The sequence below is a fragment of the Pseudomonas sp. GL_135 genome (assembly GCF_057834665.1).
In genome coordinates this window covers 555,452-580,924 of record NZ_CM174408.1, presented here as the reverse complement: position 1 = coordinate 580,924, position 25,473 = coordinate 555,452, and the positions used below count along the sequence as shown (strand labels likewise).

26 protein-coding genes are annotated in these 25,473 nt (G+C 62.1%); 12 read left to right on the top strand and 14 right to left on the bottom strand.

The annotated features are described in order from the left end of the window. Positions 1-128 precede the first annotated feature (128 nt). Entirely contained in the window at positions 129-1,070 is a 942-nt protein-coding gene (locus AC3ISG_RS02660; protein ID WP_122536861.1) for a LysR family transcriptional regulator, read from the bottom strand. A 121-nt stretch (positions 1,071-1,191) separates the two neighbouring features. Here AC3ISG_RS02660 and AC3ISG_RS02655 point away from each other — a divergent pair, with 121 nt between their 5' ends. Beyond that, a complete protein-coding gene (locus tag AC3ISG_RS02655; RefSeq protein WP_489298443.1) occupies positions 1,192-2,367 on the top strand; it encodes a fumarylacetoacetate hydrolase family protein in 1,176 nt (391 codons plus the stop codon). A gap of 48 nt (positions 2,368-2,415) precedes the next feature. Next, positions 2,416-4,200: an IlvD/Edd family dehydratase gene (locus AC3ISG_RS02650; RefSeq protein ID WP_122536859.1), complete on the top strand. Its 1,785-nt coding sequence runs from the start codon at positions 2,416-2,418 to the stop codon at positions 4,198-4,200. A 176-nt stretch (positions 4,201-4,376) separates the two neighbouring features. Here AC3ISG_RS02650 and AC3ISG_RS02645 read toward each other — a convergent pair whose 3' ends face one another. Next, positions 4,377-5,282: a LysR family transcriptional regulator gene (locus AC3ISG_RS02645; protein WP_489298442.1), complete on the bottom strand. Its 906-nt coding sequence runs from the start codon at positions 5,280-5,282 to the stop codon at positions 4,377-4,379. Positions 5,283-5,397: 115 nt separating this feature from the next. On the opposite strand from AC3ISG_RS02645, the gene AC3ISG_RS02640 reads away from it, so the two are divergent. The 6 genes from AC3ISG_RS02640 to AC3ISG_RS02615 all read left to right on the top strand — a co-directional run bounded on the left by AC3ISG_RS02640 (position 5,398) and on the right by AC3ISG_RS02615 (position 13,558). Beyond that, positions 5,398-6,405: a zinc-binding alcohol dehydrogenase family protein gene (locus tag AC3ISG_RS02640; protein WP_489298441.1), complete on the top strand. Its 1,008-nt coding sequence runs from the start codon at positions 5,398-5,400 to the stop codon at positions 6,403-6,405. 69 nt (positions 6,406-6,474) lie between these two features. Further along, positions 6,475-7,644, top strand: a complete 1,170-nt coding sequence (locus AC3ISG_RS02635) for an L-dopachrome tautomerase-related protein (protein ID WP_489299443.1) — start codon at positions 6,475-6,477, stop codon at positions 7,642-7,644. A gap of 279 nt (positions 7,645-7,923) precedes the next feature. Continuing rightward, positions 7,924-8,166, top strand: a complete 243-nt coding sequence (locus AC3ISG_RS02630; protein ID WP_062384761.1) for an exodeoxyribonuclease VII small subunit — start codon at positions 7,924-7,926, stop codon at positions 8,164-8,166. Then, the gene (ispA, locus tag AC3ISG_RS02625; protein ID WP_489298440.1) at positions 8,163-9,050 is read left to right on the top strand and encodes a (2E,6E)-farnesyl diphosphate synthase; all 888 of its coding nucleotides are present in this window, start codon (positions 8,163-8,165) and stop codon (positions 9,048-9,050) included. The genes AC3ISG_RS02630 and ispA overlap by 4 nt, the downstream gene beginning before the upstream one ends. 159 nt (positions 9,051-9,209) lie before the next feature. Then, complete coding sequence (gene dxs / locus AC3ISG_RS02620; RefSeq protein ID WP_489298439.1) at positions 9,210-11,099, top strand: 1-deoxy-D-xylulose-5-phosphate synthase; 1,890 nt, start codon at positions 9,210-9,212, stop codon at positions 11,097-11,099. 575 nt (positions 11,100-11,674) lie between these two features. Continuing rightward, positions 11,675-13,558, top strand: a complete 1,884-nt coding sequence (locus AC3ISG_RS02615; protein WP_489298438.1) for a TonB-dependent receptor domain-containing protein — start codon at positions 11,675-11,677, stop codon at positions 13,556-13,558. A 17-nt stretch (positions 13,559-13,575) separates the two neighbouring features. Here AC3ISG_RS02615 and AC3ISG_RS02610 read toward each other — a convergent pair whose 3' ends face one another. From AC3ISG_RS02610 to nrdR, 11 genes are all read right to left on the bottom strand, one after another. Continuing rightward, complete coding sequence (locus AC3ISG_RS02610) at positions 13,576-14,373, bottom strand: cobalamin-binding protein (protein ID WP_489298437.1); 798 nt, start codon at positions 14,371-14,373, stop codon at positions 13,576-13,578. Positions 14,374-14,419: 46 nt separating this feature from the next. Beyond that, positions 14,420-15,037 (bottom strand): GTP cyclohydrolase II, encoded by a 618-nt coding sequence (gene ribA, locus AC3ISG_RS02605; protein WP_163022095.1) that lies wholly within the window; start codon positions 15,035-15,037, stop codon positions 14,420-14,422. A gap of 106 nt (positions 15,038-15,143) precedes the next feature. Further along, positions 15,144-15,890, bottom strand: coding sequence for a substrate-binding periplasmic protein (locus tag AC3ISG_RS02600; RefSeq protein WP_489298436.1), 747 nt, complete (start codon positions 15,888-15,890; stop codon positions 15,144-15,146). Positions 15,891-15,946: 56 nt separating this feature from the next. Then, positions 15,947-16,456, bottom strand: a complete 510-nt coding sequence (locus AC3ISG_RS02595; protein WP_346627625.1) for a phosphatidylglycerophosphatase A family protein — start codon at positions 16,454-16,456, stop codon at positions 15,947-15,949. Next, positions 16,453-17,418: a thiamine-phosphate kinase gene (thiL, locus tag AC3ISG_RS02590; RefSeq protein WP_489298435.1), complete on the bottom strand. Its 966-nt coding sequence runs from the start codon at positions 17,416-17,418 to the stop codon at positions 16,453-16,455. Before thiL ends, AC3ISG_RS02595 begins: the two co-directional genes overlap by 4 nt. Before the next feature lie 37 nt (positions 17,419-17,455). Further along, the gene (gene nusB / locus AC3ISG_RS02585; RefSeq protein ID WP_065988429.1) at positions 17,456-17,956 is read right to left on the bottom strand and encodes a transcription antitermination factor NusB; all 501 of its coding nucleotides are present in this window, start codon (positions 17,954-17,956) and stop codon (positions 17,456-17,458) included. After that, positions 17,953-18,429, bottom strand: a complete 477-nt coding sequence (gene ribH, locus AC3ISG_RS02580; protein WP_037017809.1) for a 6,7-dimethyl-8-ribityllumazine synthase — start codon at positions 18,427-18,429, stop codon at positions 17,953-17,955. The genes nusB and ribH overlap by 4 nt, the downstream gene beginning before the upstream one ends. A 147-nt stretch (positions 18,430-18,576) precedes the next feature. Continuing rightward, positions 18,577-19,668, bottom strand: a complete 1,092-nt coding sequence (gene ribBA, locus AC3ISG_RS02575) for a bifunctional 3,4-dihydroxy-2-butanone-4-phosphate synthase/GTP cyclohydrolase II (RefSeq protein WP_192173801.1) — start codon at positions 19,666-19,668, stop codon at positions 18,577-18,579. Positions 19,669-19,685: 17 nt separating this feature from the next. Next, positions 19,686-20,357 carry a riboflavin synthase gene (locus tag AC3ISG_RS02570; RefSeq protein WP_122536846.1) on the bottom strand — a complete coding sequence of 224 codons (672 nt, stop codon included), beginning with the start codon at positions 20,355-20,357 and terminating at the stop codon, positions 19,686-19,688. 46 nt (positions 20,358-20,403) lie between these two features. Further along, on the bottom strand, positions 20,404-21,543 hold the full coding sequence (gene ribD, locus AC3ISG_RS02565; protein ID WP_489298434.1) for a bifunctional diaminohydroxyphosphoribosylaminopyrimidine deaminase/5-amino-6-(5-phosphoribosylamino)uracil reductase RibD: 1,140 nt from the start codon (positions 21,541-21,543) through the stop codon (positions 20,404-20,406). A gap of 2 nt (positions 21,544-21,545) precedes the next feature. Then, positions 21,546-22,010, bottom strand: a complete 465-nt coding sequence (gene nrdR / locus AC3ISG_RS02560) for a transcriptional regulator NrdR (RefSeq protein WP_065988433.1) — start codon at positions 22,008-22,010, stop codon at positions 21,546-21,548. Positions 22,011-22,184: 174 nt separating this feature from the next. On the opposite strand from nrdR, the gene AC3ISG_RS02555 reads away from it, so the two are divergent. The 3 genes from AC3ISG_RS02555 (at position 22,185) to trxA (ending at position 24,266) form a co-directional block, all read left to right on the top strand. Next, positions 22,185-22,637 carry a hypothetical protein gene (locus AC3ISG_RS02555; RefSeq protein ID WP_489298433.1) on the top strand — a complete coding sequence of 151 codons (453 nt, stop codon included), beginning with the start codon at positions 22,185-22,187 and terminating at the stop codon, positions 22,635-22,637. Next, complete coding sequence (locus AC3ISG_RS02550) at positions 22,634-23,290, top strand: class I SAM-dependent methyltransferase (protein WP_205486565.1); 657 nt, start codon at positions 22,634-22,636, stop codon at positions 23,288-23,290. The genes AC3ISG_RS02555 and AC3ISG_RS02550 overlap by 4 nt, the downstream gene beginning before the upstream one ends. A 103-nt stretch (positions 23,291-23,393) precedes the next feature. Then, complete coding sequence (gene trxA / locus AC3ISG_RS02545; RefSeq protein ID WP_122536842.1) at positions 23,394-24,266, top strand: thioredoxin; 873 nt, start codon at positions 23,394-23,396, stop codon at positions 24,264-24,266. Positions 24,267-24,315: 49 nt separating this feature from the next. Here trxA and AC3ISG_RS02540 read toward each other — a convergent pair whose 3' ends face one another. Then, positions 24,316-24,669 carry a hypothetical protein gene (locus AC3ISG_RS02540; RefSeq protein ID WP_272631541.1) on the bottom strand — a complete coding sequence of 118 codons (354 nt, stop codon included), beginning with the start codon at positions 24,667-24,669 and terminating at the stop codon, positions 24,316-24,318. Positions 24,670-24,842: 173 nt separating this feature from the next. Between AC3ISG_RS02540 and AC3ISG_RS02535 the strand changes: the two genes are divergently transcribed. After that, positions 24,843-25,421, top strand: coding sequence for a DUF2796 domain-containing protein (locus tag AC3ISG_RS02535; protein ID WP_272631543.1), 579 nt, complete (start codon positions 24,843-24,845; stop codon positions 25,419-25,421). The last annotated feature ends 52 nt before the right edge of the window (positions 25,422-25,473 follow it).

Here is a 25,473-nt window from a genome sequence, read left to right as displayed (position 1 = left end):
GACCTCCAGGCACTCGGACGCGCCTGTATTGTTGTTATGGAGGGTCGAAACACGGGCCGATGTTACTGACAAGGGTATTGATTAGGATAATGACTTGTTTCCATTGATTGATAACGCCGGGTTATCGCTTATTGATGCGCCAGCCGTGCATTCGCCAGCAGGATTTCGGCGAACTCCGACGCCGCCCCCAGCAACGGCTCGCCGCGGCGAGTAAGAATTCCGTAGTCCTGAGGCGCCAGTTTCAGCGGCGTGTTCAGCACTTTCAGCAGGCCCGAATCCAGGTGCGGCTGCGCCATGGACGCGGGCAACATCGCGATCATCGGCCCTGCCTGCAGGACTTGCAGGAAGGTCTGCATCGAGATGGTGTCGATGGTGTTCTTCGGGGTGGGGATGCCGGCCTTGGCGAAGGCCTGCTCCATCCGTGCGCGAATCGGAGTGCCCAGTGGATACAGAATCCATGGCCAGTTTCCAAGTGCTTGCAGCGGCGTCTGCGCCAGTTCGGTCAGCGGATGTCGACTGTTAACGACCATGCAGAATGGCTCCGGCGCCAGAGCCTGAAAGTCGTACACCTGCTGCTGGTTTTCGTTGGTGTAGCGCGCCACTGCGAGATCAAGCTTCTTGTCGTCGAGCATTTCCATCAGGTGATCGCTGGTCTGCTCCACCACTTCGATCGACAGCAGCGGCCAGCGAGCTTTCAATTGCACGATGGCTTCCGGCAGCACCACCGCAGTCGCCGCGAAAATCGCTCCTACTTTGAGAAAACCATGCCCGCCTTCCCGCAGGCTGCTGATCTGATCAACGAACTTGCTCGCGTCGTTCAGGGCGATCTGCGCATAGCGCACCACGTGCTCACCGAGGGCGGTCGGCGGCATGTTGCGCGGCAGACGCTCAAACACATCGAAGCCCAAGAGGCGCTCGATCTCACGCAGCATTTTGCTCACCGCCGGCTGGCTGAGGTTCATGTGTTGCGCCGCCGCGTGCATGTTGCGGGTCCGCGCAAGGGTTTCGATAAGCACCAGATGCTTGAACTTGAGCCAGTTGCAGACTGTTGAGAAGGAAATATCCGACATGGGCGCGGCCTCAAGGAGCGATAACCCAGTGTTATCGATTATTAAGCAGATGTCATTGGAGTTTATCGCCGGTGCTGATTAGGGTCGCTGATAAACCATAAAAAGCGTTGAGGACTTCACCATGCCGATTCAGCTCACTCCCGAAAACACCCTCCCCGCCGACGGCCTGAATGGCACGCTGATCGGCCGCGCCTGGGTGCCCGGTAAAGTCGGCGGCCCGTCGCCCGTGGTGTTGCGCAGTGATGGAGTGTTCGATCTTTCGTCGAGCTTCGCCACGTTGAGCAACTTGCTGGAGCTGGAATCGCCGGTGGCTGCGGCACGCGAAGCCCAGGGCACGCGCGTCGCCAGCCTCGAAGAATTGCTGGCGAATTCGACCGCGACGCCTGATCCCAACAAACCGTACCTGCTGGCGCCAGCGGACTTGCAAGTGATCAAGGCCGCAGGGGTGACCTTCGCCGCAAGCATGATCGAGCGGGTGATCGAGGAGCAGGCGGCAGGCGATCCGGCCAAGGCGGAAAGCGTACGCGCCATCGTGCAGAACGCGATCGGCGACAACCTGCGCAACATCAAACCGGGCTCCGAACAAGCCAGCACACTCAAGGCGCTGCTGATCGAGCAAGGCATGTGGTCGCAATACCTTGAGGTCGGCATCGGGCCGGACGCCGAGATTTTCACCAAAGCGCCGGTGCTGGCAGCGGTGGGCAGTGGCAGCCAGGTGGGCATTCATCCGAAATCAGAGTGGAACAACCCCGAGCCGGAAGTGGTGCTGGCAGTAAACAGCCGCGGGCAGATCCACGGCGCGACACTGGGCAACGACGTCAACCTGCGGGACTTCGAAGGCCGCAGCGCGCTGCTGCTGAGCAAGGCCAAGGACAACAACGCCTCGTGCTCGATCGGCCCGTTCATTCGGCTGTTCGACGAGACCTTCTCCCTGGATGACGTGCGCAACTGCGTGGTCGATCTGCAGGTAAAAGGCAATGACGGTTATGTCATGAAAGGCTCAAGCTCCATGTCGCAGATCAGCCGTGATCCGGCCGACATCGCTGGCCAGGCGCTCAATGCCAACCACCAATACCCGGATGGTTTCCTGCTGTTTCTCGGCACCCTCTTCGCCCCGACCGCCGACCGCGACCATGCTGGCGGAGGTTTTACCCACAAGTTGGGCGATCAGGTCAGTATCAGCAGTAGCCTGTTCGGCGGCCTGCACAATGAGGTGACCCACAGCAGCGACGCGGCGCCGTGGACGTTCGGCGTCGGCGCGCTGCTGCGCAACCTCGCCGTGCGCGGTTTGTTGTAACGCTGAACACCTTACGCAGCACACCTAATTCCAAGAGAGACCCGAACCATGTCCGACACGCCGAAACGCCCCCTTCGCAGCCAGCAATGGTTCGATGATCCGGAACACGCTGACATGACGGCGCTGTACGTCGAGCGCTACATGAACTACGGCCTGACCCGCGAAGAGCTGCAATCGGGCCGACCGATCATCGGCATCGCCCAGACGGGTTCTGATCTGGCGCCCTGCAACCGTCATCACCTGGAGCTCGCCCAGCGGGTCAAAGCCGGCATTCGCGATGCGGGCGGTATTCCGATGGAATTTCCGGTGCATCCGATGGCTGAGCAGACGCGCCGCCCGACCGCTGCCCTGGACCGCAATCTGGCGTACCTCGGGCTGGTGGAAATTCTTCACGGCTACCCGCTGGACGGCGTTGTCCTGACCACCGGCTGCGACAAAACCACGCCAGCTTGCCTGATGGCGGCGGCGACCACCGACCTGCCGGCCATCGTGTTGTCCGGCGGGCCGATGCTCGACGGTCGTCACAAGGGCGAATTGATCGGTTCCGGCACGGTGCTGTGGCACGCGCGGAATTTAATGGCGGCCGGCGAGATTAATTACGAAGGCTTCATGGAAATGACCACGGCGGCGTCACCCTCGGTGGGCCACTGCAACACCATGGGCACCGCGCTTTCGATGAACGCGCTGGCGGAGGCACTGGGCATGTCGCTGCCCGGCTGCGCGAGTATTCCGGCGGCGTACCGCGAGCGCGGGCAGATGGCCTACATGACCGGTAAGCGCATCTGCGATCTGGTCCGCCAAGACGTGCGTCCTTCGCAAATCATGACCCGCGAAGCCTTTGAAAACGCGATCGCGGTGGCCTCGGCCCTGGGTGCTTCGAGCAACTGCCCGCCGCACCTGATCGCCATCGCCCGGCACATGGGCGTCGAGTTGAGCCTCGACGACTGGCAGCGCATCGGCGAAGACGTGCCGTTGCTGGTCAACTGCATGCCCGCCGGGAAGTACCTGGGCGAAGGCTTCCACCGCGCAGGCGGCGTGCCAGCGGTGATGCACGAGTTGCAGAAGGCCGGCAAGCTGCACGAAGACTGCGGCACGGTCTCCGGCAAAACCATTGGTGACATCGTGCGCAACGCCGTCGCCCACGACGCCGACGTGATCCGTCCGTACGAAGACCCGCTCAAGCACCGCGCCGGCTTCATCGTGCTGAGCGGCAACTTTTTCGACAGCGCGATCATGAAGATGTCGGTGGTCGGCGAGGCCTTCCGCAAGACCTATCTGTCCGAGCCGGGCGCGGAGAACAGCTTCGAGGCGCGCGCCATTGTGTTCGAGGGCCCGGAGGATTATCACGCGCGGATCAACGACCCTTCGCTGGAAATCGACGAGCGCTGCATTCTGGTGATCCGTGGCGCCGGTACGGTCGGTTATCCCGGCAGCGCCGAAGTGGTGAACATGGCGCCGCCGTCTGCGCTGATCAAACAGGGCATCGACTCGTTGCCGTGCCTGGGCGATGGCCGGCAGAGCGGCACGTCGGCCAGCCCTTCGATCCTCAATATGTCGCCGGAAGCGGCGGTGGGCGGCGGGCTGGCCCTGTTGAAAACCAACGACCGGCTACGCGTGGATCTGAACAACCGCAGCGTCAACGTGCTGGTCAGCGACGAGGAAATGGCCGCGCGCCGCGCGCTGTTCGAACCGAAAATGCCCGCCTCGCAAACCCCGTGGCAGGAGCTGTATCGGCAGTTGGTGGGGCAACTGTCTACTGGCGGATGCCTGGAGCCGGCGACGTTGCATTTGCGGGTGATTGCACGAAGTGGCGAGCCGCGGCATTCCCATTGACACCGCAGATGTGTCGCCCGGCATATGACTTGTGGGAGTGAGCTTGCTCGCGAAGAGGCCAGTAAATCCGCCAATTCTTCAGCGGTTGAAATGCCGTCTTCGTGAGCAAGCTCACTCCCACAATGATTGCGCTTGATCGTTCCCACGCTCTGCGTGGGAACGATCACAATTCATCCTCACAACAACGCCGGCAACCCCTTCTCCATTCCGGCGAAGCGGTTATTCAACAGTGAATGCAACTGCTGCACCGCCGGGGAAAACTGTTTGCGGTGCGGGCAGATCAGGTTGAGTGGAGTCGGCTCGCCCGGGTAATCCGGCAGCAACAGCTCCAGCCGCCCGGCGTGCACGTCCTCGCAGACATCCAGCCACGACTTGTACGCCACACCCTGCCCCGCCACCGCCCAACGCCTTACCAGATCCGCGTCATCGGTAAGCAACGGGCCTGACACCGAGAACACCCGACCACCGAGCCGCCACTTGTCGTACACCCGCCCCGCCAGGGTGAACAGCAAACACTCGTGCCGCAGCAAGTCGTCCGAGACCATGGGCCGGCCCTTGCGCGCCAGATACTCCGGCGACGCCACCAACACCCGGCGATTCCACGGCGCCAGGGCCAACGCGATGTAGTTGGCGTCTTCGATAACGCCGTATCGGATGGCGACGTCCACCGGATCGCGAAACAGATCGGCCACTTGATCGGAGATGAACAGACGCAGATTCAGCGCCGGGTGTTGACTGCGGAAATCCGTCAGCCAGGGCAGCAGCATGTTTCGCCCCAGATCCGAAGGCGCCGCCACCTGCAGCGTGCCTTGCAGCTCGGCACTTTCCCGCCGCAGCTTTTCCCGGCCATCCCGTAACGCATCGAGCACCGTCTGGGCGGTCGGCAGGTACTGCTCGCCTTCGGCGGTGAGGCGCAGGCTGCGCGTGGAACGGGCAAACAGCCGAATATCCAATTCCCGTTCGAGGCGCTTGATGGCCGCCGCAACTTGCCCCGGCAACAGATCCACCTCCCGCGCAGCATTGGAGAAACTGCCGAGCGCAGCAGTGCGGACGAAGAGGGTCAGGTCGTCGATACGGATCATTTTCACTCCAGCCGTGAAAGTGTTGCCGGATTCTGCTGGTTTTTCAGCATGACGAACAAGAACAAGATGGGTCCAACGTTTAAGCCACCTTCTGTTCATTGATTAGAGAGAAGCCATGAAAGCCGTCGCCTTCACCCAACACGGTCTGCCCATCGAAGACCCCAACGCGCTGCTCGACATGGAACTGCCCAAACCAACGCCCGGCCCTCGCGATTTGCTGGTGGACGTCAAAGCGATTTCGGTGAACCCGGTCGACACCAAAATCCGCGCCGGCTCTGCTGCCACCGAACCCAAAGTGGTCGGCTGGGACGCCGTCGGGGTTGTGCGTGAAACGGGCAGCGACGTCACGCTGTTCAAAGCAGGGGACGAAGTGTTCTATGCCGGCTCCATCGCCCGTCCTGGCAGCTACAGCGAATTCCACCTCGTCGACGAGCGCATCGTCGGGCACAAGCCCAAGAGCCTCGACAACGCCCACGCCGCCGCGCTGCCGCTGACCTCGATCACCGCTTGGGAGTTGCTGTTTGACCGTTTGGGCGTTGAGGAAGGCGGCGGCGAAGGTGACAGCCTGTTGATCATCGGTGCCGGTGGCGGCGTCGGGTCGATTCTGGTGCAACTGGCCCGCCAACTGACCAAACTGACCGTCATCGGTACAGCGTCGCGTCTGGAAACCCGCGAATGGGTCGAAAGCCTGGGCGCTCATCACGTCATCGATCACAGCCAGCCGCTGGTCGAGCAACTGAATCAGATCGGCGTCGGCCAGGTGAGTCATGTCGCCAGCCTGACCCACACCGATTCGTACTTCACGCAGCTGATCGAAGCCCTGAAGCCACAAGGCCAGCTGGCGCTGATCGATGACCCGAAATCCCTGGACGTCGTGCCGATGAAACGCAAGGCGCTGTCGCTGCACTGGGAACTGATGTTCACCCGCTCGCTCTACGAAACCCCGGACATGATCGCCCAGCATGAGCTGCTCAATCGCGTCGCAGACCTGATTGACCAGGGCGTGCTGAAGACCACCCTCGGTGAGCACTTCGGCGCGATCAACGCCGAGAACCTGCGCCGCGCCCACGCCGTGATCGAGAGCGGCAAGGCCAAGGGCAAGATCGTTCTCGAAGGTTTCTAACCCTGTCCATTTTTTGAAGGGCCTGCTGCGGCAGGCCGGGAGCCGTTTGTGTCCATGAAACAGAACATGATGTTGTCAGCGCTGGCCCTGTCAGTCGCTTTGATCAGCCAGACCGGCATCGCAGCCACGACCGCCACCGCACTACCCGCCAATGCACCGGCGGAGAAAACCATCGGTCAGCTTGAGCAGGTGTTCACCTTCCACGACGCCATGCCCACCGGGGTGACCGTGACGGAAACCGGGCGCATCTTCGTCAACTATCCGCACTGGGGCGACGACGTGCCGTTTACCGTGGGCGAAATTCGCGACGGCAAGGTTGTCGCCTATCCCGATGCAGCCATCAACAAAGAAGACCCCAAAGACCCGGCCAAAGGGCTGATCAGCGTGCAGAGCGTGGTCGCCGACGGTCAGGGCCGCGTCTGGCTGCTGGACACCGCTGCGCCGAATTTCGCCGCACCAAAAGCCGGCGGCGCCAAGCTGGTGGCGGTTGATCTGGCCAGTAACAAAGTGGTCAAGACGCTGGTCTTCCCGGCCAACGTCATCCTGCCGAGCACCTACGTCAACGACATGCGCTTTGATTTTCGCAGCGGCAAGGAAGGCACGGTCTATGTCACGGATTCATCGGTCTCCGGGCCCGGCGCGATCATCGTCATGGACATCGCCAGCGGCAAGGCGACCCGTCGCTTGAGCGGCGCGAAATCGACTTCGGTCGACCCTGAGTTCAAGCCGGTGGTCGAAGGCCAGGCCGCGCTGGTCAGCAAAGGCCCGGACGGCAAGCCGAAAACCATGGGTGTTGCGTCTGATGGCATCGCGCTCTCCGCTGACGGCAAGACGCTGTACTTCAGCGCGCTTTCCAGCCGCCACCTGTTTGCCGTACCCACCGAGATGCTGCGCGATGCCAGCGTGAGCGAGGCGCAACTGAACGCTGCGGTTAAAGACCTCGGCGAAAAAGGTGCCTCGGACGGTCTGGAATCAGACGCCGATGGCGCGGTCTACGCCGGCGACTACGAGCACAACGGCATCCGCAAACGCCTGGCCGACGGCAACTGGCAGACCATCGTTCACGACCCTCGCGTGCTATGGCCGGACACCCTGTCGGTCGGGCCGGATGGCTACCTGTATTTCATCGCCAACCAGTTGCAGCGCCAGGCCGGTTTCCACAACGGCAAGGATCTGCGCGAAAAGCCCTACAGCCTGCTGCGGGTAAAGATCGATGCCGCGCCTGCGCCGACTCGTTGATCAAGCAGGCTTAGTCAGTCGCGCGAAAGCGCAGTAGGAGTGAGCGTGCTCGCGTAGACGGTATTACAGCCGCTGAAGATTTAGCGGATGTTCGGCCTCCTTCGCGAGCAAGCTCGACTCCCACATGTCCATCATCTGTGGCCAACCACCGCGAGGCAGATGCAATTCCTGTGGGAGTGATGCACGGCAAGCCGTCACCTGTGTCCCCCCTTCTCATTTGCCCCGATGCCTGCGCTCTGCTAGTGTCGCGCCGGTTTAACGTCTACCGGGATAGCCGCCATGGCCCGCAAGAAAGCTGCACTGGATTTCGAACAGTCCCTCACGGATTTGCAAACGCTCGTCGAGCGTCTGGAGAACGGTGAGCTGTCGCTGGAAGACTCACTGACCGCCTTCGAACAAGGCATCCGCCTGACCCGCGAGTGCCAGAGCGCGCTGGCCCAGGCCGAGCAGAAAGTGCAGGTCTTGCTGGAGCGCGACGGCGAGCTCGCCGAAGAGCCGTTCGACGCGGAACAGCCGGAATGATCGCGGCGTATCAGGCACTCAGCCAGGCTCGCGTCAATGCGGCGCTGGAGACTCTGTTCGATGCGCCCGCCCCTGAATTAACCCGCCTTTACGCCGCTATGCGCTACAGCGTCACCAATGGCGGCAAGCGCGTGCGCCCGCTGCTGGTTTACGCCGCCTGCGAAGCCTTGGGCGGCAACGCCGAGCACGCCAGCGGCGCAGCCTGCGCGGTGGAGCTGATTCACGCGTATTCGCTGGTGCACGACGACCTGCCGGCCATGGACGACGACGATTTGCGTCGTGGCCTGCCCACGACCCACAAAGCCTTTGACGAGGCCTGCGCGATCCTCGCTGGCGACGGCCTGCAGACCCTGGCGTTCAGCGTGCTGAGCGACAACGCACTGACCCCGCAAAACGCCGACACCCGGCTGAAAATGGTCGCCACCCTCGCCCGTGCATCCGGCCCTGCCGGCATGGTCGGCGGGCAGGCTATTGATCTCGGCTCGGTCGGACTCAAGCTCGACCAGAAGGCGCTTGAATTCATGCACCGGCACAAGACCGGCGCACTGATCGAAGCCAGCGTCAGGCTCGGCGCCCTGGCCAGCGGCAATGCAACCCAGGTCCAGCTTGATTCGCTGCAGATCTACGCCCGCGCCATCGGCCTGGCGTTTCAGGTGCAGGACGACATTCTCGATGTCGAGAGCGATACCGCCACGCTGGGCAAACGTCAGGGCGCCGACATCGCTCGTGACAAGCCGACCTACCCCGCGCTGCTCGGCCTGGAAGAAGCCAAACATTACGCACTTGAGTTGCGCGACCAGGCCCTCGTGGCGCTGCGACCGTTCGACGCGGCCGCCGAACCCTTGCGGGCCCTGGCGCGTTATATCGTCGAACGCCGCAACTAAGCGCAGGTCATAGCAATTATCGGGTGCAGGCGGCCCTTGCTGCCGCTGCCCGATTTCGCCGGTAAACGTTACCCCTGAACATCGCATTGCTGCACATCGTGCGCAGCCGGCAATGCATCAGGTAAACTGCCGCCTCTTTTACTTATAACGATTCGCCTGATGCCCACGACGTTCAAAGAGATTCCCCGCGAGCGCCCGTCCACGCCCCTGCTCGACAAGGCAGTGACGCCGGACGGCCTGCGCCGCTTAGGTGAAGCAGAGCTTGAAGCCCTGGCGGACGAACTGCGCCTGGAGCTGCTCTACACCGTTGGCCAGACCGGCGGCCACTTTGGCGCCGGCCTCGGCGTCATCGAACTGACCGTGGCCTTGCACTACGTCTTCGATACCCCCGACGACCGGCTGGTCTGGGACGTCGGTCATCAGGCGTACCCGCACAAGATCCTCACCGGTCGTCGCGAGCAGATGTCGACCTTGCGCCAGAAAGGCGGTGTGGCGGCATTTCCGCGTCGCGGCGAGAGCGAATACGACACCTTCGGCGTCGGTCACTCCAGCACCTCCATCAGCGCCGCGCTGGGCATGGCGATCGCCTCCCGGCTGCAAGGCAGTGAGCGTAAATCCATTGCCGTGATCGGCGACGGCGCACTGACCGCCGGCATGGCCTTCGAGGCGCTGAACCACGCGCCCGAAGTGAACGCCGACATGCTGGTGATCCTCAACGACAACGACATGTCGATCTCGCGCAACGTTGGCGGGCTGTCGAATTATCTGGCGAAAATCCTCTCAAGCCGCACGTACGCGAGCATGCGCGAGGGCAGCAAGAAAGTGCTGTCGCGGTTGCCCGGCGCGTGGGAAATCGCCCGTCGTACCGAGGAATACGCCAAAGGCATGCTGGTGCCCGGCACGCTGTTCGAAGAACTCGGCTGGAACTACATCGGCCCGATCGACGGCCACGACCTGCCTATCCTGATCGCCACCCTGCGCAACATGCGTGACCTCAAGGGTCCGCAGTTCCTGCACGTGGTAACCAAGAAAGGCAAAGGTTTTGCACCGGCTGAAGTCGACCCGATCGGCTATCACGCAATCACCAAGCTCGATCCGCTGAACGCACCGGTCGTGCCCAAGAAAGCCGACGGTCCCAAGTATTCCGGCGTATTCGGCCAGTGGCTGTGCGACATGGCTGAAGCGGACGAGCGTCTGGTCGGCATCACGCCCGCCATGAAAGAAGGCTCGGATCTGGTGGCATTCAGCGAACGTTACCCGGAGCGCTATTTCGACGTTGCCATCGCCGAGCAGCACGCGGTGACGCTGGCAGCGGGCATGGCCTGCGAAGGCGCCAAGCCAGTCGTGGCGATCTATTCGACGTTCCTGCAACGCGGTTACGACCAGCTGATTCATGACGTCGCCGTGCAGAATCTGGACGTGCTGTTCGCCATCGACCGCGCGGGTCTGGTGGGCGAGGACGGCCCGACCCACGCCGGCAGTTTCGATCTGTCGTACCTGCGTTGCATCCCCGGCATGCTGATCATGACGCCGAGCGATGAAAACGAGTTGCGCAAGATGCTGACCACCGGTCACCTGTTCAAAGGCCCCGCTGCCGTGCGTTACCCACGCGGCAACGGCCCCGATGCGGTGATCGAGAGCAGTCTCGAACCGCTGGAAATCGGCAAGGGCGTGGTTCGTCGTCAAGGCAGCAAAGTTGCCATGCTGGTGTTCGGCGTGCAGTTGACCGAAGCGCTGATCGTGGCGGAGAAGCTCGACGCGACCGTGGTCGACATGCGCTTCGTCAAACCGCTGGATGAGGCACTGGTGCGCAAAATGGCCAGCAGCCACGACTTGCTCGTGACGATCGAAGAAAACGCCATCATGGGTGGCGCAGGCGCGGCGGTCAGCGAGTTCCTGGCGCGGGAGAACATTCTCAAGTCAGTGCTGCACCTGGGCCTGCCGGATGTGTACGTCGAGCACGCAAAACCGGCGCAGATGCTGGCAGAGTGCGGGCTGGATGCCGCCGGGATCGAAGCGTCGATCAACCAGCGCCTGCTGAAGATGTAGGCACTTGCAGGCTCGACCGGAGTGGCGCCGAATCGCTGTGCCACTCCTCGAACTTGTGGGAATGAGCTTGCTCATGAAGACATTCGTGCCTTCGATACATCTTCATCGCCTGACCCTCAGCATTCGCGAGCAAGCTCGCTCCCACAGTTAATTTTTCAGCAGGCCCATCTCTGGCATTGTCCGGTTCATGGGAGGCGTGAGACTGTCCTGTTGTGGTTGTACACTGCAATCGGCTGACAAACGCGAATCCTGTGGGAGTGCGCTTGCTCACGAAGACGTCTGCCCGTTCAACGTATCCTCATCGCCTGTAACCCAGCATTCGCGAGCAAGCCCGCTCCCACAGTTAATTTGTCAGCAGGCCCATCTCTGGCATTGTCCGGTTGATGGGAGGCGTGAGACTGTCCTGTTGTGGTTGTACACCGCAATCGGCTAACAAACGCGAATCCTGTGGGAGTGAGCTTGCTCACGAAGACGTCTGCCCGTTCAACGTATCCTCATCGCCTGTAACCCAGCATTCGCGAGCAAGCTCGCTCCCACTGGGGCCATGTGTGTCAGACAGCCTGGTTGTACAAAAAATGACCCTTTCCCGCCTCGCCCTCGCCTTCTCCCTCATCCCCGCCACGCAGGCCTTTGCCGATCAGCCTGATCGCGAAAGCGCCTTGAAGCTGGACAACGTGCTGATCAGCGCCAATCGCCAGGTTGAGCAACGTGACGCCAGTAGCGCGGCGAACACTGTGTTCACCCGCGCCGACATCGAGCGGCTGCAACCGAGTAGCGTCACCGACCTGTTGAGTCGCGTGCCCGGCGTGCAAGTCGCGCCCAGCGGCGGTCGCGGGAGTCTGCCGGGAATTTTCATTCGCGGGACCAAGGCCGCGCAGAGTCTGGTGCTGGTCGATGGCCAGCGTATTGCCAATGCCACGTCGGCGGACAGTAACCTGCAATACCTCGACGTCGAGCAGATCGAGCGCGTGGAAGTGCTGCGCGGGTCACGTTCGGTCATCTACGGCGCTGACGCCATTGGCGGCGTGATCCAGATCTTCACCCGACGGGGCGCCGAGCAAGGCCTTCAGGCACGCCTGCATACGGGTTTCGGCAATCGAGGTACGCAGCAGCAGAGCCTCGGCCTGTCGGGCGGCGATCAGCAGACGCACTTCAACCTCAGCACCAGCCTGGATCAAACGGCAGGCATCGACCGCACTGGCCCGTCCTTCGCCAGCGATGACGACCACGACGCCTACCGCAATAAATCCCTGAGCCTCAACCTCAGCCACTGGCTCAGCGACGACGTGGAGGTCGGCTTCAACGCTCTGGATAATCGGGGCAAGACCGAGTTCGACAATCCGTTCGGCCTGTTCGAACCGGTCACGTTCGATACCGTGGGGCAGCAGCAGTACAGCAAGTTTGACCTGAGCAGCCTCGGCACCTACGTCGATGCCCGCATCAACCAGACCTGGAAAACCCGCCTGGAGCTCGGCCATAGCGAAAACCGCGAGAAGACGCTGGATAAGTTGAGCGACGATCACTACGTGTTCAACACCTACCGCGACTCGGTCAATTGGCAGAACGATCTGACCCTGGACGAGCGCAACAGCCTAATGCTGGGCGGCGACTGGTACGAAGACCGCGTCAACAGCAGCACGGCGTTCGACGAGGACAGCCGCTGGAACCGCGCGGCGTTCATTCAGCATCGTTTCAAAGGTGAGCACTTTTCGACCGAGCTGGGCATGCGCCACGATCAGAATGAGCAGTTCGGCAGTCAGAACACCTGGAGCGGCACGCTCACCGTGCCGCTCAATGACGCCAACGATGTGCTGCTGTCCTACAGCGAGGGCTTCCGCGCGCCGACATTCAATGACCTGTATTACCCGGACTTCAGCAACCCGAATCTCAAACCAGAGCATTCGAAAACCTACGAGTTGCAATGGCGCAGTCGCCTGAGCGAAACCTCTCGCCTTGAGGCCTCGCTCTATCGCACGGACCTGCAGGACGCGATTGCTCTCGACAGCGACTTTCGCCCTGAAAATATCGGCTCGGCACGGATCAATGGTTTCGAAGCATCCCTTGAGCAGCAGTTGTTCGGCTGGACCGGCAAGCTCGGCGCGTCGGTCATCGACCCACGTGACCGAGACACCGGCCATACGCTCAACCGTCGCGCTCGCCGCACTTTGAATCTCGATCTTGATCGGCAGTTTGATCGCCTAGGCGTCGGTGCCAGCTGGCAGGCCGTCAGTGACAGCTACAACGACGAGGCCAACACCCAGCATATCGGCGGCTACTCGCTGTTCGGTTTGCGCAGCAGCTGGAAAGCCAGCGACGAAGTGAAGCTGGAGTTCAAGCTGGATAACGCTCTGGACAAACGCTACAGCCGCACGCTGTACAGCTTCGATGGCAGCAATTACGGCTATCGCGAAGAGGGTCGGACGTGGATGTTTGGCGTGACCTGGACGCCGGAGCTGTAGATTTGCATCCGCCTGATCTAGCGATCTGGCGCCATCACGCGGCACAACTTTGCCACCGCGCCCACCATCTGTCCGCTTGCCCGTTCTAAGCCTTTATCGGGCACGGCAAACAGGCGACCGGCTTTCACGGCCATCAACTGCGACCAGGTTTTCCATGCCGGCAACAACGCAGCGTCGCTGGCCAAAATCACATCCGGGTCACGCTGCAGCACTGATTCGATACTCACCTGCGGCGCTGGCAGCGTCAGGTCTTCAAACACGTTGTGTGCGCCGCAGACGGTCAGTGCATCGCTGATGATCTGCCCGCCGCCTACGGTGTAAAGCGGCTGATCCCACACTTGGTAAAAGACTTTCAGCGGGACATCGCGGCGATAACGCTCACGCAATCCGGCCAATCGCTGACGGAAATCGTTCGCTGCCTGTCGTCCACGGTCAGCGCGGCCAAGGCGCTCGCCCATCTGCTCGATCTGATCAGCCAGTTCTTTCAGCGTGTGAGGCTCGGCGGTGTAGGTGGGAATGTTCAGGCGCTTGAGTTGATCGCGCTGGGCCGCGCTGACGCTGCCGGGCCACAGCAGCAGAAGATCAGGCTGCAAACTGAGCAGGCGCTCGATGTCGAGCTGCCCGTATCGACCCACCGAAGGCAGGCCGGTGACCCTCACCGGACGCGGGCCGCCATCGAGGATGCCGACCAGCAAATCGGCGGCATCCAGTTCGATAACGATTTCGGTAAGAGAGGGTGCGAGGCTGACCACCCGCTGGGCAGCGCTGGCCTGAAAGGCGATCAGCAACAGCAGGCAGCCAATCAGTGGGCGCATCAAGCGTCTCCAGGTCATGTCGGGCAATAGCAGAGACTGCCGAGTGTCACGCCGGATCGACTTCGCTCTGATGCTCGTTGCCCATCATGTGACCCAGCTTGCCGGCCTTGGTCGCCAGATAGAGCTTGTTGTGCGGATTGTGGCCGGTGTGCAGCGGCACGCGCTCGGCGACGGTGATGCCCATGTCGGTGAGCGCTTTGACCTTGCGCGGATTATTGGTCATCAGCCGCAGGGACTTGATGCCCAGATGTTCCAGCATCGGCAGGCAAATGGCGTAATCACGCTGGTCAGCGGCAAAGCCCAGACGCTCGTTGGCTTCAACGGTATCGGCACCGCCGTCTTGCAATTCATAGGCGCGAATCTTGTTCATCAGCCCAATGCCGCGACCTTCCTGGCGCAGGTACAACAGCACGCCACGGCCTTCAGCGGCGATGGCGCGCAACGCCGCTTCAAGTTGGGAACCGCAATCACAGCGCTGACTAAACAGCGCATCACCGGTCAGGCATTCGGAATGCACACGACCGAGCACCGGGGCGCCATCCGACACATCGCCGAGGGTCAGCACGACATGCTCGCGACCGTTTTCCTGCTCGAGAAAGCCGTTCATCTTGAAAGTGGCAAAGGGGGTAGGCAGCTTGGAAGCCGCGACAAATACGACGGGCACCGGGTGCTCCTGATCAGTATGAGGGCTGGAAATTCGCAACATTGTAACAGCAGGTTCCGGCAGACGCTTAGGCTGAATTGTTGGCCAATCAGATCAACACGTTTGATCAGTGGCTGACGCCAGCGCGGGGCTGAGCATCGTCTGAATCGAACGGATATGGATGCTTCCAGCGCGCAAAGATTGGCCGAAGCCTGCCGCTGGGCAACAGTTTGCTCATGCGCGCATCAAATAGATCGCGCAGCGCGCGCCCTCGTGGGTTGTCTGCGAAGCTGAGATACAAAGGAATGGAGGTGAGATAGGTCAGTCGATAACGCTGAGGATCGTTGCTCTGGGCAAGCACGAAGTCCATTTCCGGTTTGGCATCGATATACAGATCCGCGCGCCCGTATTCGAGCATCGGCAGAATGTGATCGCGCCGGGCGACCTCGTTGAAGTGCGTCACGTTGGGCAGATAGTGCTGATACTCGTAGCCACGCACCCAGGCCAAACGGTATTTGCCCACCGTCTGCAGAGAAGGAAGCGGCTTGGAGGCCAGACCCAGCGTGTAAATCTCGTCGGTGTCGTAGTTCCACTTCGAGTAGAGCGTGCCCTCGACCTCATCCTTGTAGGCGGCAATCCACGCATCGGCCTCGCCGCGCTGCACCAGCCCGACCGCGCGGGTATAAGGCTCGATGCGTTGCTCCACCTTCACGCCGGCCGGCTCGAAGATCTCACGCATCAGATCCCAACCCAGACCGGTGCCATCGGTTTCGGTGTACCCAATCCAGTGCTCGCTCACCAGCAGGATGTCGGAGGGCTTGTCGGGCATCAGTGCGGGGGTTTCCGCATCGGCAGTCGCCCAGACGCTTGTCATCAGCAACCAAACAGCGAGCAGCCATCCCCCACCTGAACGCCTCATGAGCGTAGCCCCTACATCACGGCCCACAGCCAGACCAGCCCTTGCATCGCCAGCCATGCGAACACACCGGCCAGGACATCATCGAGCATGATGCCGACGCCGCCGTGTACATGCTTGTCGATCCAATGAATGGGCCAGGGCTTGAGAATGTCGAAAAAGCGGAACACCAGAAAGCCCACCAGCAGCCAGCCCCAGCCTTCGGGTACCAGCCACAAAGTAATCCACATCCCGACCATTTCGTCCCAGACGATGCCTTCATGGTCGTGAACGCGCAGGTCGTCCGCCACCTTGCCGCACAGCCAGAAGCCGAACAGGATGGTCAGGCCAAGGACCAGCCAATAGCCCCAGTCCGGCAGCATTTGCCACAGCGGGATAAACGGCACGGCGACCATTGAGCCCCAGGTGCCGGGCGCTTTGGGCAATGTGCCGGAGCCGAAACCGAAGGCCAGGAAATGCCACGGATTGGTCCATACCGACGGAGGAACGTTTTCCGCCGGGACCTGATTAGGATGATCTGTCACCGTGTCTCCTGAAAGTGTTGATAGCCCCGAGTCGACGGGGTGACGTCCTGCCCAAGTGCGTCGATCAGCGCCACGCCGTGGCCTTCGACCACCCGACCCAGAGCGAAAACAGGCAAGCCAGCAGCCTGAAGTTCAGCCAGCCATGATGGCGGCAACGTGAAGGCCAGTCTGTAGTCATCGCCCCCACTGAGCGCGGCATTCAACGCCGCATCAGGCCCGAGAAACCTCAGCAGCGCGTCAGACATTGGCACTTGGTCGCGCTCAACGAGCAAGCGTACGCCCGATGACGTGGCGATGTGTCCGCAATCGGCGAGCAGTCCGTCGGAGATGTCCAGCGCCGCGCTGGCCTTGCCGCGCAACGCGATGCCCAGTTCGAACTGCGGCTGCGGCGACCAGTAACGCGCCAGCAAGGCCTGAGTGGTAGACGCCTCGGTGCTGCGCTGGTTCAACACCAACGGCAGCGCCCCGGCCGCGTCGCCCAAGGGACCCCCTACGCACAGCAAATCGCCAGGCCGCGCGCCGCTTCGAGTCAGGGCCTGTCCGGTCGGGACGGTGCCAAAGACGGTGAGGGTCAGGCTCAGAGGCCCGCGTGTCGTGTCACCGCCAATCAGGCGCAGGCCATAGCCCTGGGCCATGGTGTTCAAACCGCGGGCGAACGCTTCCACCCACTCGGCGGAAACCTGCGGCAGGGTCAGGGCAAGGGTAAATGCGAGGGGGCTGGCGCCCATGGCGGCCAGGTCGCTGGCCGACACGCCGAGAGCGCGCTGACCGAGCAGGAAAGGATCGCAGACGTCGGGGAAGTGCACCCCGGCGACCAGCGTGTCAGTGGAAATGGCGAGTTGCTCGCCAGCGGCCACCGACAACAGAGCGCAGTCGTCGCCGATCCCCAAGGCAACGCCCTCGCCGGGCTGCGCGCAGGGCGCAGCGGCAAAGTAATTGCGGATCAGCTCGAACTCGCCCATGGCGGAAACGCTCAGGTTCTGGAGAAACCCAGAAGCCTCAGCGCTTGTGCGCCTTCACTTCGACTTCGCGCAAACGCGGAGCCAGCTTGTCGAGCACGCCGTTGACGAACTTGTGGCCGTCGGTCGAACCGTAGACTTTCGCCAGCTCGATGCCTTCGTTGATGACCACGCGGTACGGCACGTCGATGCGCTCCAGCAGTTCCCAGGTCGACAGGCGCAATACCGCCAGCTCAACCGGGTCCAGCTCTTCGATGGTCAGGTCCAGACAAGGGGCCAGCGCCGCGTCGATCTTGTCCTGATTGGCCGGGACACCGTGGAGGATGTCGTGGAAATAGCTCGCATCAACGGAGGTGAAATCGTTGTCGACGCGAAACTGTGCTTCGATCTCGTTCAGCGACTGGCCAGCCATATGGCGCTGGTACAGGGCCTGCATGGCCATCTGGCGAGCCGCACGGCGCTTCTCGCTTTTCGATGGTTTGCCAGCATCGGCCGCACGTGGATCACGCGGGTTGAACTGATCGCTTTCGTCGTTAATCACTTGGCCTCCAACTGCGCCAACAGGCTGACCATCTCGATGGCGGACAGGGCAGCTTCAGCGCCTTTGTTGCCGGCCTTGGTGCCGGAACGCTCGATCGCCTGCTCGATGGAATCGACGGTCAGGACGCCAAATGCGACCGGCACACCGAACTCCATGGACACCTGGGACAGGCCCTTGGTGCATTCGCCAGCGACGTATTCGAAGTGCGGGGTGCCGCCACGGATGACGGCGCCGAGCGCGATGATGGCGGCGAATTCGCTGCGTTGAGCGACCTTCTGCACAACCAGCGGGATTTCGAACGCGCCCGGTGCGCGGATGATGGTGATGTCGCTTTCGCTCACGCCATGGCGAACCAGGGCATCAACGGCGCCGCTGACAAGGCTTTCGACGACGAAGCTGTTGAAGCGGCCAACCACCAGGGCATAGCGACCTTGGGGGGCGATGAAGGTACCTTCGATGGTCTTCAGGGTCATTCGGCTGAGTCTCGTGTTCTCGTATTAAAGAGCATGAAAGCGCGCATCGGGCGCGCGCTTTCAGGGATTTTAGGCCACGAATCGGGCGACTGCAGGGACAAAACCACCAACGGCTAAGCGCTGTCGGGACCTGTCACCTGCCGGTCTTTATTCGGAGGGCACGTATTCTACAACTTCCAGATCGAAACCGGATATCGCATTGAACTTCATTGGCGAACTCATCAGGCGCATTTTGCGCACGCCGAGGTCACGAAGGATCTGCGAACCGGCACCGACGGTGCTGTAAGTGGTTGGGGTCTTGATCGGTGTGCCGCCGGCGGTTTCACGCACATGGGCCAGAACCGTGTCGCCGTCGAGCGGGTGACCGAGCAGCAGCACGACACCGCTGCCGGCCTCGGCCACGGTCTTCATGGCAGCGCGCAGGCTCCAGCGGCCGGGCTGTTTGACCATCAGCAAGTCGCGCAGCGGGTCCATGTTGTGCACGCGAACCAGCGTGGCTTCTTCCGCGCAGATCTTGCCCAGCGTCAGCGCCAGGTGCACGTCACCCTCGACGGAATCGCGATAGGTCACCAGATTGAAATGGCCCAGTTCGCTGTCGAGAGGCTGCTCGGCAATCCGCTGAACGGTACGTTCGTGGATCATCCGGTAATGGATCAGGTCGGCGATGGTGCCGATCTTGATGTTGTGCTCGGCCGCGAAAGCTTCCAGCTCAGTACGACGGGACATGGTGCCGTCGTCGTTCATGACTTCGCAGATCACGCCGGTCGGTTCGAAACCGGCCATGCGCGCCAGATCGCACGCCGCTTCCGTATGGCCTGCGCGGGACAGCGTGCCGCCGGCCTGGGCCATCAGCGGGAAGATGTGGCCCGGGCTGACGATGTCTTCGGCTTTCGCGTCCTTGGCCGCAGCCGCCTGAACGGTGCGCGCGCGGTCGGCGGCGGAAATCCCGGTGGTCACGCCTTCGGCGGCTTCGATGGACACGGTGAACTTGGTGCCGAAGCCCGAGCCATTGCGCGGCGCCATCAGCGGCAGTTTCAGGGTTTCGCAGCGCTCGCGGGTCATCGGCATGCAGATCAGGCCGCGGGCGTAACGGGCCATGAAGTTGATGTGCTCGGCCTTGACGCACTCGGAGGCCATGATCAGATCGCCTTCGTTCTCGCGGTCTTCGTCATCCATGAGGATGACCATCTTGCCTTGGCGAATGTCTTCAACCAGTTCTTCGATGCTGTTGAGCGCCACGCGGCACCCCCTTCAATTCAGGATTTGAGGTAGCCGTTGGCGGCCAGAAAGCTTTCGCTGATGTTGCCGCCCTGGGCCGGCGTCGGATCGGCCGCTTTGTCACCGAGCAGCAAACGCTCGAGGTAACGCGCCAGCAGGTCGACTTCCAGGTTGATCTTACGGCCCGGGCGGTAGTCGCCCATGATGGTTTCGGCGAGCGTGTGCGGCACGATGGTCAGCTCGAACTCGGCACCGTTGACCGCATTCACGGTCAGGCTGGTGCCGTCGATGGTGATTGAGCCTTTGTGGGAGATGTACTTGGCCAGCTCGCGGGGGGCGCGCAGGCGGAACTGGATCGCACGGGCGTTTTCCTCGCGGGACACTACTTCGCCGACTCCGTCGACGTGGCCGCTGACCAGATGGCCGCCCAGGCGGGTGGTCGGGGTCAGGGCTTTTTCCAGATTGACCCGGCTGCCGGTCTTCAGATCGACGAACGCGGTGACGTTCAGGGTCTCGCGGCTGACGTCAGCCCAGAAGCCGTCGCCCGGCAGTTCAACGGCGGTCAGGCAGACGCCGTTGACCGCGATGCTGTCGCCCAGTTTGACGTCGGAAAGGTCGAGCTTGCCGGTCTCTACGTAAACGCGGACGTCGCCGCCTTTCGGAGTGATGGCGCGGATGCTGCCGATGGATTCGATGATGCCGGTAAACATGGGTGCTCCTGGAAAACAGGGCCAGCGCTGAGCGCGGAAGCCGGAATTATACGCCGGGGTGCGACGCGGGTATCGCAATGACTCGCCAGTCATTGCCGACCGCGCGCATTTCGACAATCTTGAGTTCGAGCGCTTCGCTCATTTGCGCCAGCGGCAGGTCCAGCAACGGTCGCGCCGACGAGCCCATGAACTTGCCCGCCACGAAGATCTGGTATTCATCCACCAGGCCCAACCGGGTAAACGCGCCGGCGAGTTTAGGGCCGGCCTCGACCAGCACGTCGTTGACGCCGCGGGCGGCCAGTTCTATCAGCAGTTTGCGCAGGTCGACGTGTCCGCCACTGCTCGGCAGCGCCAGCATTTCGTGGCCTTCGTCGTGGTAGCGCTCGCGGGCTGAGGCTGCCGCGCAAGTCACTACCAGCGCATTGCCCGCTTTAAAGAAAGGCGCATCAAGGGGCACCCGCAAACGCCCGTCGATCAACACGCGCAACGGCGGTCGGGTCGCGGACAATGCGGTGAGTTCGGCGTTCAGGCCCAATTCGTCAGGCCGAACGGTGAGTCGCGCGTTGTCGGCCAGCACGGTATCGGCGCCGGTCAGCACCACACTCGACTGGGCTCGCAGGCGCTGCACAGCCGAGCGCGCTTCGGGGCCGGTGATCCACTGGCTTTCCCCGCTGGCCATGGCCGTGCGCCCGTCGAGGCTCATCGCCAGCTTCACCCGCACGTAGGGCAGGCCGTGTTCCATGCGTTTGAGAAAACCTTTGTTCAGCGCCCGCGCTTCGCTTTCGAGCACGCCGCTCTGTACCGCAATTCCCGCGCCCATGAGGCGCAACAGGCCACGGCCGGCGACGTCGGGATTGGGGTCTTGCATCGCGGCCACCACACGCGCCACACCGGCGTTGACCAGCGCGTCGGCGCACGGCGGGGTGCGGCCATGATGACTGCAGGGCTCGAGGGTGACGTAAGCGGTCGCGTCCTTGGCCTTGTCGCCCGCCTGGCGCAGGGCATGCACCTCGGCGTGGGGTTCACCGGCGCGCACGTGCCAGCCTTCGCCGACGATGGCGCCATCACGCACGATCACGCAGCCGACACGCGGGTTGGGGTGCGTCGAGTAGACGCCCTTGCGCGCCAGTTCCAGCGCCCGCGCCATATAGGCTGCGTCGAGCACGCTTTGCTCTGTGGAGGTCATGCTCACTCTTTGACCGGCTCGCGGGCCAGCCGGTCGATTTCTTCGCGGAATTCGTTGAGGTCCTGAAACCGCCGATAAACAGAGGCAAAGCGGATGTAAGCCACTTCATCGAGTTTTTGCAGTTCGCCCATCACCAACTCACCGACGATCAGCGATTTGACCTCGCGCTCGCCGGTCGCGCGCAGCTTGCTTTTGATATGGGCCAGGGCCGCTTCCAGCCGCTCGACGCTGACCGGGCGCTTTTCCAGCGCACGCTGCATGCCGGCACGCAGCTTCTCTTCGTCGAAGGGCTGACGACTGCCGTCCTGCTTGATCAGCCGGGGCAGAACCAGTTCAGCGGTTTCGAATGTCGTGAAGCGTTCTTCGCAGGCGACACATTCGCGGCGGCGGCGAACCTGATCGCCTTCAGCAACGAGGCGCGAGTCAATGACTTTGGTGTCGTTGGCACCGCAAAAGGGACAGTGCATGGTGGCAGGCAACAAAAAAAGGGAGGGCCATGGTAGCGCATCTCGCTGGCAAGACAAGTCCGGGGCTTTAAGGTATATAGACGCGCATTCAGTGCGGTGAAACCCGCTGCACTCAGCGATACTGCGCCATCCCGCACCTATCTCGCCCGCCTTCTGCTTTTTCTGGAGCTGTTCATGACGCTACGTACGCTTGCTGTAATCAGCCTTGTGGCCTTGCTCGCTGCCTGCAGCACGGCCGAGGCGCCGAAACCTGCCGCGCCCGCCAAGCCTGCCCCTAACGCCATCACGCTGCCGGAAGGGCCAGGTCCGTTGCAGCCATTCCAGCGCGAACTGAGCGGCCAGTTGCTGGGCGTGCCGGCCGGCGCAGAAGTCGAGCTGGCGCTGCTGGTGATCGACGATCGCAATCGCCCGCAGAAGCTGCTGACCAGCACCAAACTGATGGGCAACAACCAGTCGCTGCCGTTCCAGCTGCGCTTCAATCCGGAAGCTTTCCCGGTCGGCGCGCGTGTCGAATTGCGCGGTCGTGCCAGCAAGTCGGGTCAGTTGATTCTGCATCTGCCGTCCGTGCTGATCACTCAACCCACCACTCAGGCGCTGGGTCAGCTGCAATTCGCTCCCGCGCCGTGATCGCTCCGCTTCACCTGCAAGCCGCACTGAGCGAGCTGCTGGGCGATGCGCAACTGGTCGCCGAAGCGCTGCCGGGGACGGACCTGAAGTTGTGGCTGATCGACGCGAACAATATGGATCGCGCGTTCAGCCCTGAGGAAACCCGGCGCATTCTTGAAGACCCGCCTTACTGGAGTTTCTGCTGGGCCAGTGGCCTGGCGCTGGCGCGCTTTCTCGCCGAGCAGCCGCACTGGGTCGCGGGCAAGCGGGTGCTGGATTTTGGCGCAGGCTCGGGTGTCGCAGGTATTGCGGCGATGAAAGCCGGCGCCTTTGAAGTAGTTGCCTGCGATCTCGATCCGCTGGCGATCGAGGCCTGCCGGGCCAACGCCGAGTTGAATGGCGTGACACTTGAATATTCGGGCGACTTCTTTGCCGAGGAAGATCGTTTCGACCTGATCCTGGTGGCGGACGTGCTGTACGACCGCGCCAACCTTCCGCTGCTGGATCAGTTTCTCAGTCGTGGGAAACAGGCGTTGGTGGCTGATTCCCGGGTGCGGGATTTTCAGCACCCACTTTATACGCGGTTGGGAATTCTGGAGGCGCTGACGCTGCCGGATCTGGCCGAGCCGTGGGAGTTTCGCAGGGTGAGTCTTTATCATGCGACCCGGTCATGACTTGCTTCGCGCCTGCAATTTAGCGACAGGCATCAACCCCGCTTCCGACAATCCCCCCAGCCCTTTATAGTTCGCGCCATCAAGCCTTTTTTCGAGACCCGCGATGAGCCAGGACACGCCGTATATCTTCGATGCGACCACCGCCACTTTCGATCAGATGGTCATCGAAAATTCCTTTCACAAACCCGTGCTGGTGGATTTCTGGGCTGAGTGGTGTGCGCCGTGCAAGGTGCTGATGCCGCTGCTGCAACAGATTGCCGAGAGTTATCAGGGCGAATTGCTGCTGGCCAAGGTCGACTGCGACGCTGAACAGGACATCGTGGCGCGCTTCGGTATTCGCAGCCTGCCCACCGTGGTGCTGTTCAAGGACGGCCAGCCGGTCGATGGCTTCTCCGGCGCCCAGCCTGAATCGCAAATCCGCGCGCTGCTTGAGCCCCATGTGCAGATGCCGCCGCCAGCCGCCGCCGACCCGCTGAAAACCGCGCAGGCGATGTTCGCCGAGAGCCATTTTGCCGAAGCCGAAGCGGTCCTGCAGACCATCCTCGCCGAGGACAACACCAACGCCGCCGCGCTGATTCTGTATGCGCGCTGCCTGGCCGAACGCGGCGAGCTGACAGAAGCGCGCACGGTGCTGGACGCGGTGAAGAGCGATGAGCACAAAGCCGCGCTGGCCGGGGCAAAGGCGCAATTGACGTTTTTGGCTGAAGCCGCCGCGTTGCCTGACGTCGCTGACTTGAAGTCGCGCCTGGCGCAGAACCCGCAGGACGATGAAGCTGCGCACCAGTTGGCGATCCAGCAATTGTCCCGCCAGCAATACGAAGCCGCGCTGGAAGGACTGCTCAAGCTGTTCATCCGCAACCGCAGCTATAACGAAGGCCAACCGCACAAGACGCTGCTGCAGGTGTTTGACCTGCTGGGGAATGATCACCCGTTGGTCACGACCTATCGTCGTCGGTTGTTTGCGGCGCTTTACTAGCCTTCCCGGCTAAAGCCCGTCCTGCACGGGTCCAAAACGCCCGTGTGTATCACTCAATCCAGTGGTACACCGGCGTGTCGCCCTGGCTTTCCACTTTCACGTTGGCGCTGTGACGCATGCGCACCATGAGGCGTTTGCCCGCAGCGGTGCTGCCCGACAGACCTTCCAGCTGACCGAGCAGATCCGGCCCGGTCAGATGACCTGCCTTGCGCAGCAGTGCTTGAGCGATATCCCAGACAGCATCGTTGCGACTGGCCGCAGGCTTGACGGGCGTACCAGCGGGCGCAGACGTTTCCTGCACCTGCGCGCCCAGCTGGATGCCCAGCCGGGCCCAGTCGGCGTCGTCCATTTCCACAGTCAGATCCACCGGCAGATCGCCGACGGTTCCACGGATTCGCAGCATGGGGTGTGTCCTTTATTGGGCGGACCGGCATGGTCCCACAGGAATTGGCGACCTGCACGCGATCCCTGACAGCCCACGCACCTACAAAGCTGATTGAAAAAGTTAAGAAACGACGCAACACATTGTTATAAGATCACATAACAACTTTCATCCTTGCCCTCGGAGCTCCCCCCATGCGTCGTTTGCTGCTCGCCCTGCCCTTCGCCTTGATGCCCCTCGCCGCTGCTCAAGCGGCCGATGAACATGACCACGATCATGAGCACGGCAGTCTCGGCGCGCATGTGCACGGTGTCGCGCGGCTGGATATGGCGCTGGACGGTCGCACGCTGGAACTGGAACTCGACACCCCTGCAATGAACATCGTCGGCTTCGAGCACCCGGCAACCACTGACGCAGACAAGATGACGCTTGCTCTGGCCAAGGAAACCCTGCTCAAGCCCCACGCGCTGTTCAGTCTTCCGGAAGCGGCCGGGTGCACCGCCACCAAGCAGCGGGTTGAAAGCACGCTGTTCGGCGACAAGGATGACGACGATCACGACCACGCCGATGGCGACGCCGCTGAACACGAGCACAGCGAAATCCACGGCCACTATCAATTCACCTGCAGCGCGCCGAACGTGCTCAACAAGCTTGATCTGACCCAACTGTTCAAAAGCTTCCCGGCCACCCAGACCATTCAGGTGCAACTGGTGACACCGAAACGCCAGATGGGCGCTGAAGTGCGTCCGAGCAATCCGGTGGTCAAGTTTTAACCAGCACCGTTTCTTCAACGGCCGGGCCTCCCGGTCGATCACTTTCAGACGC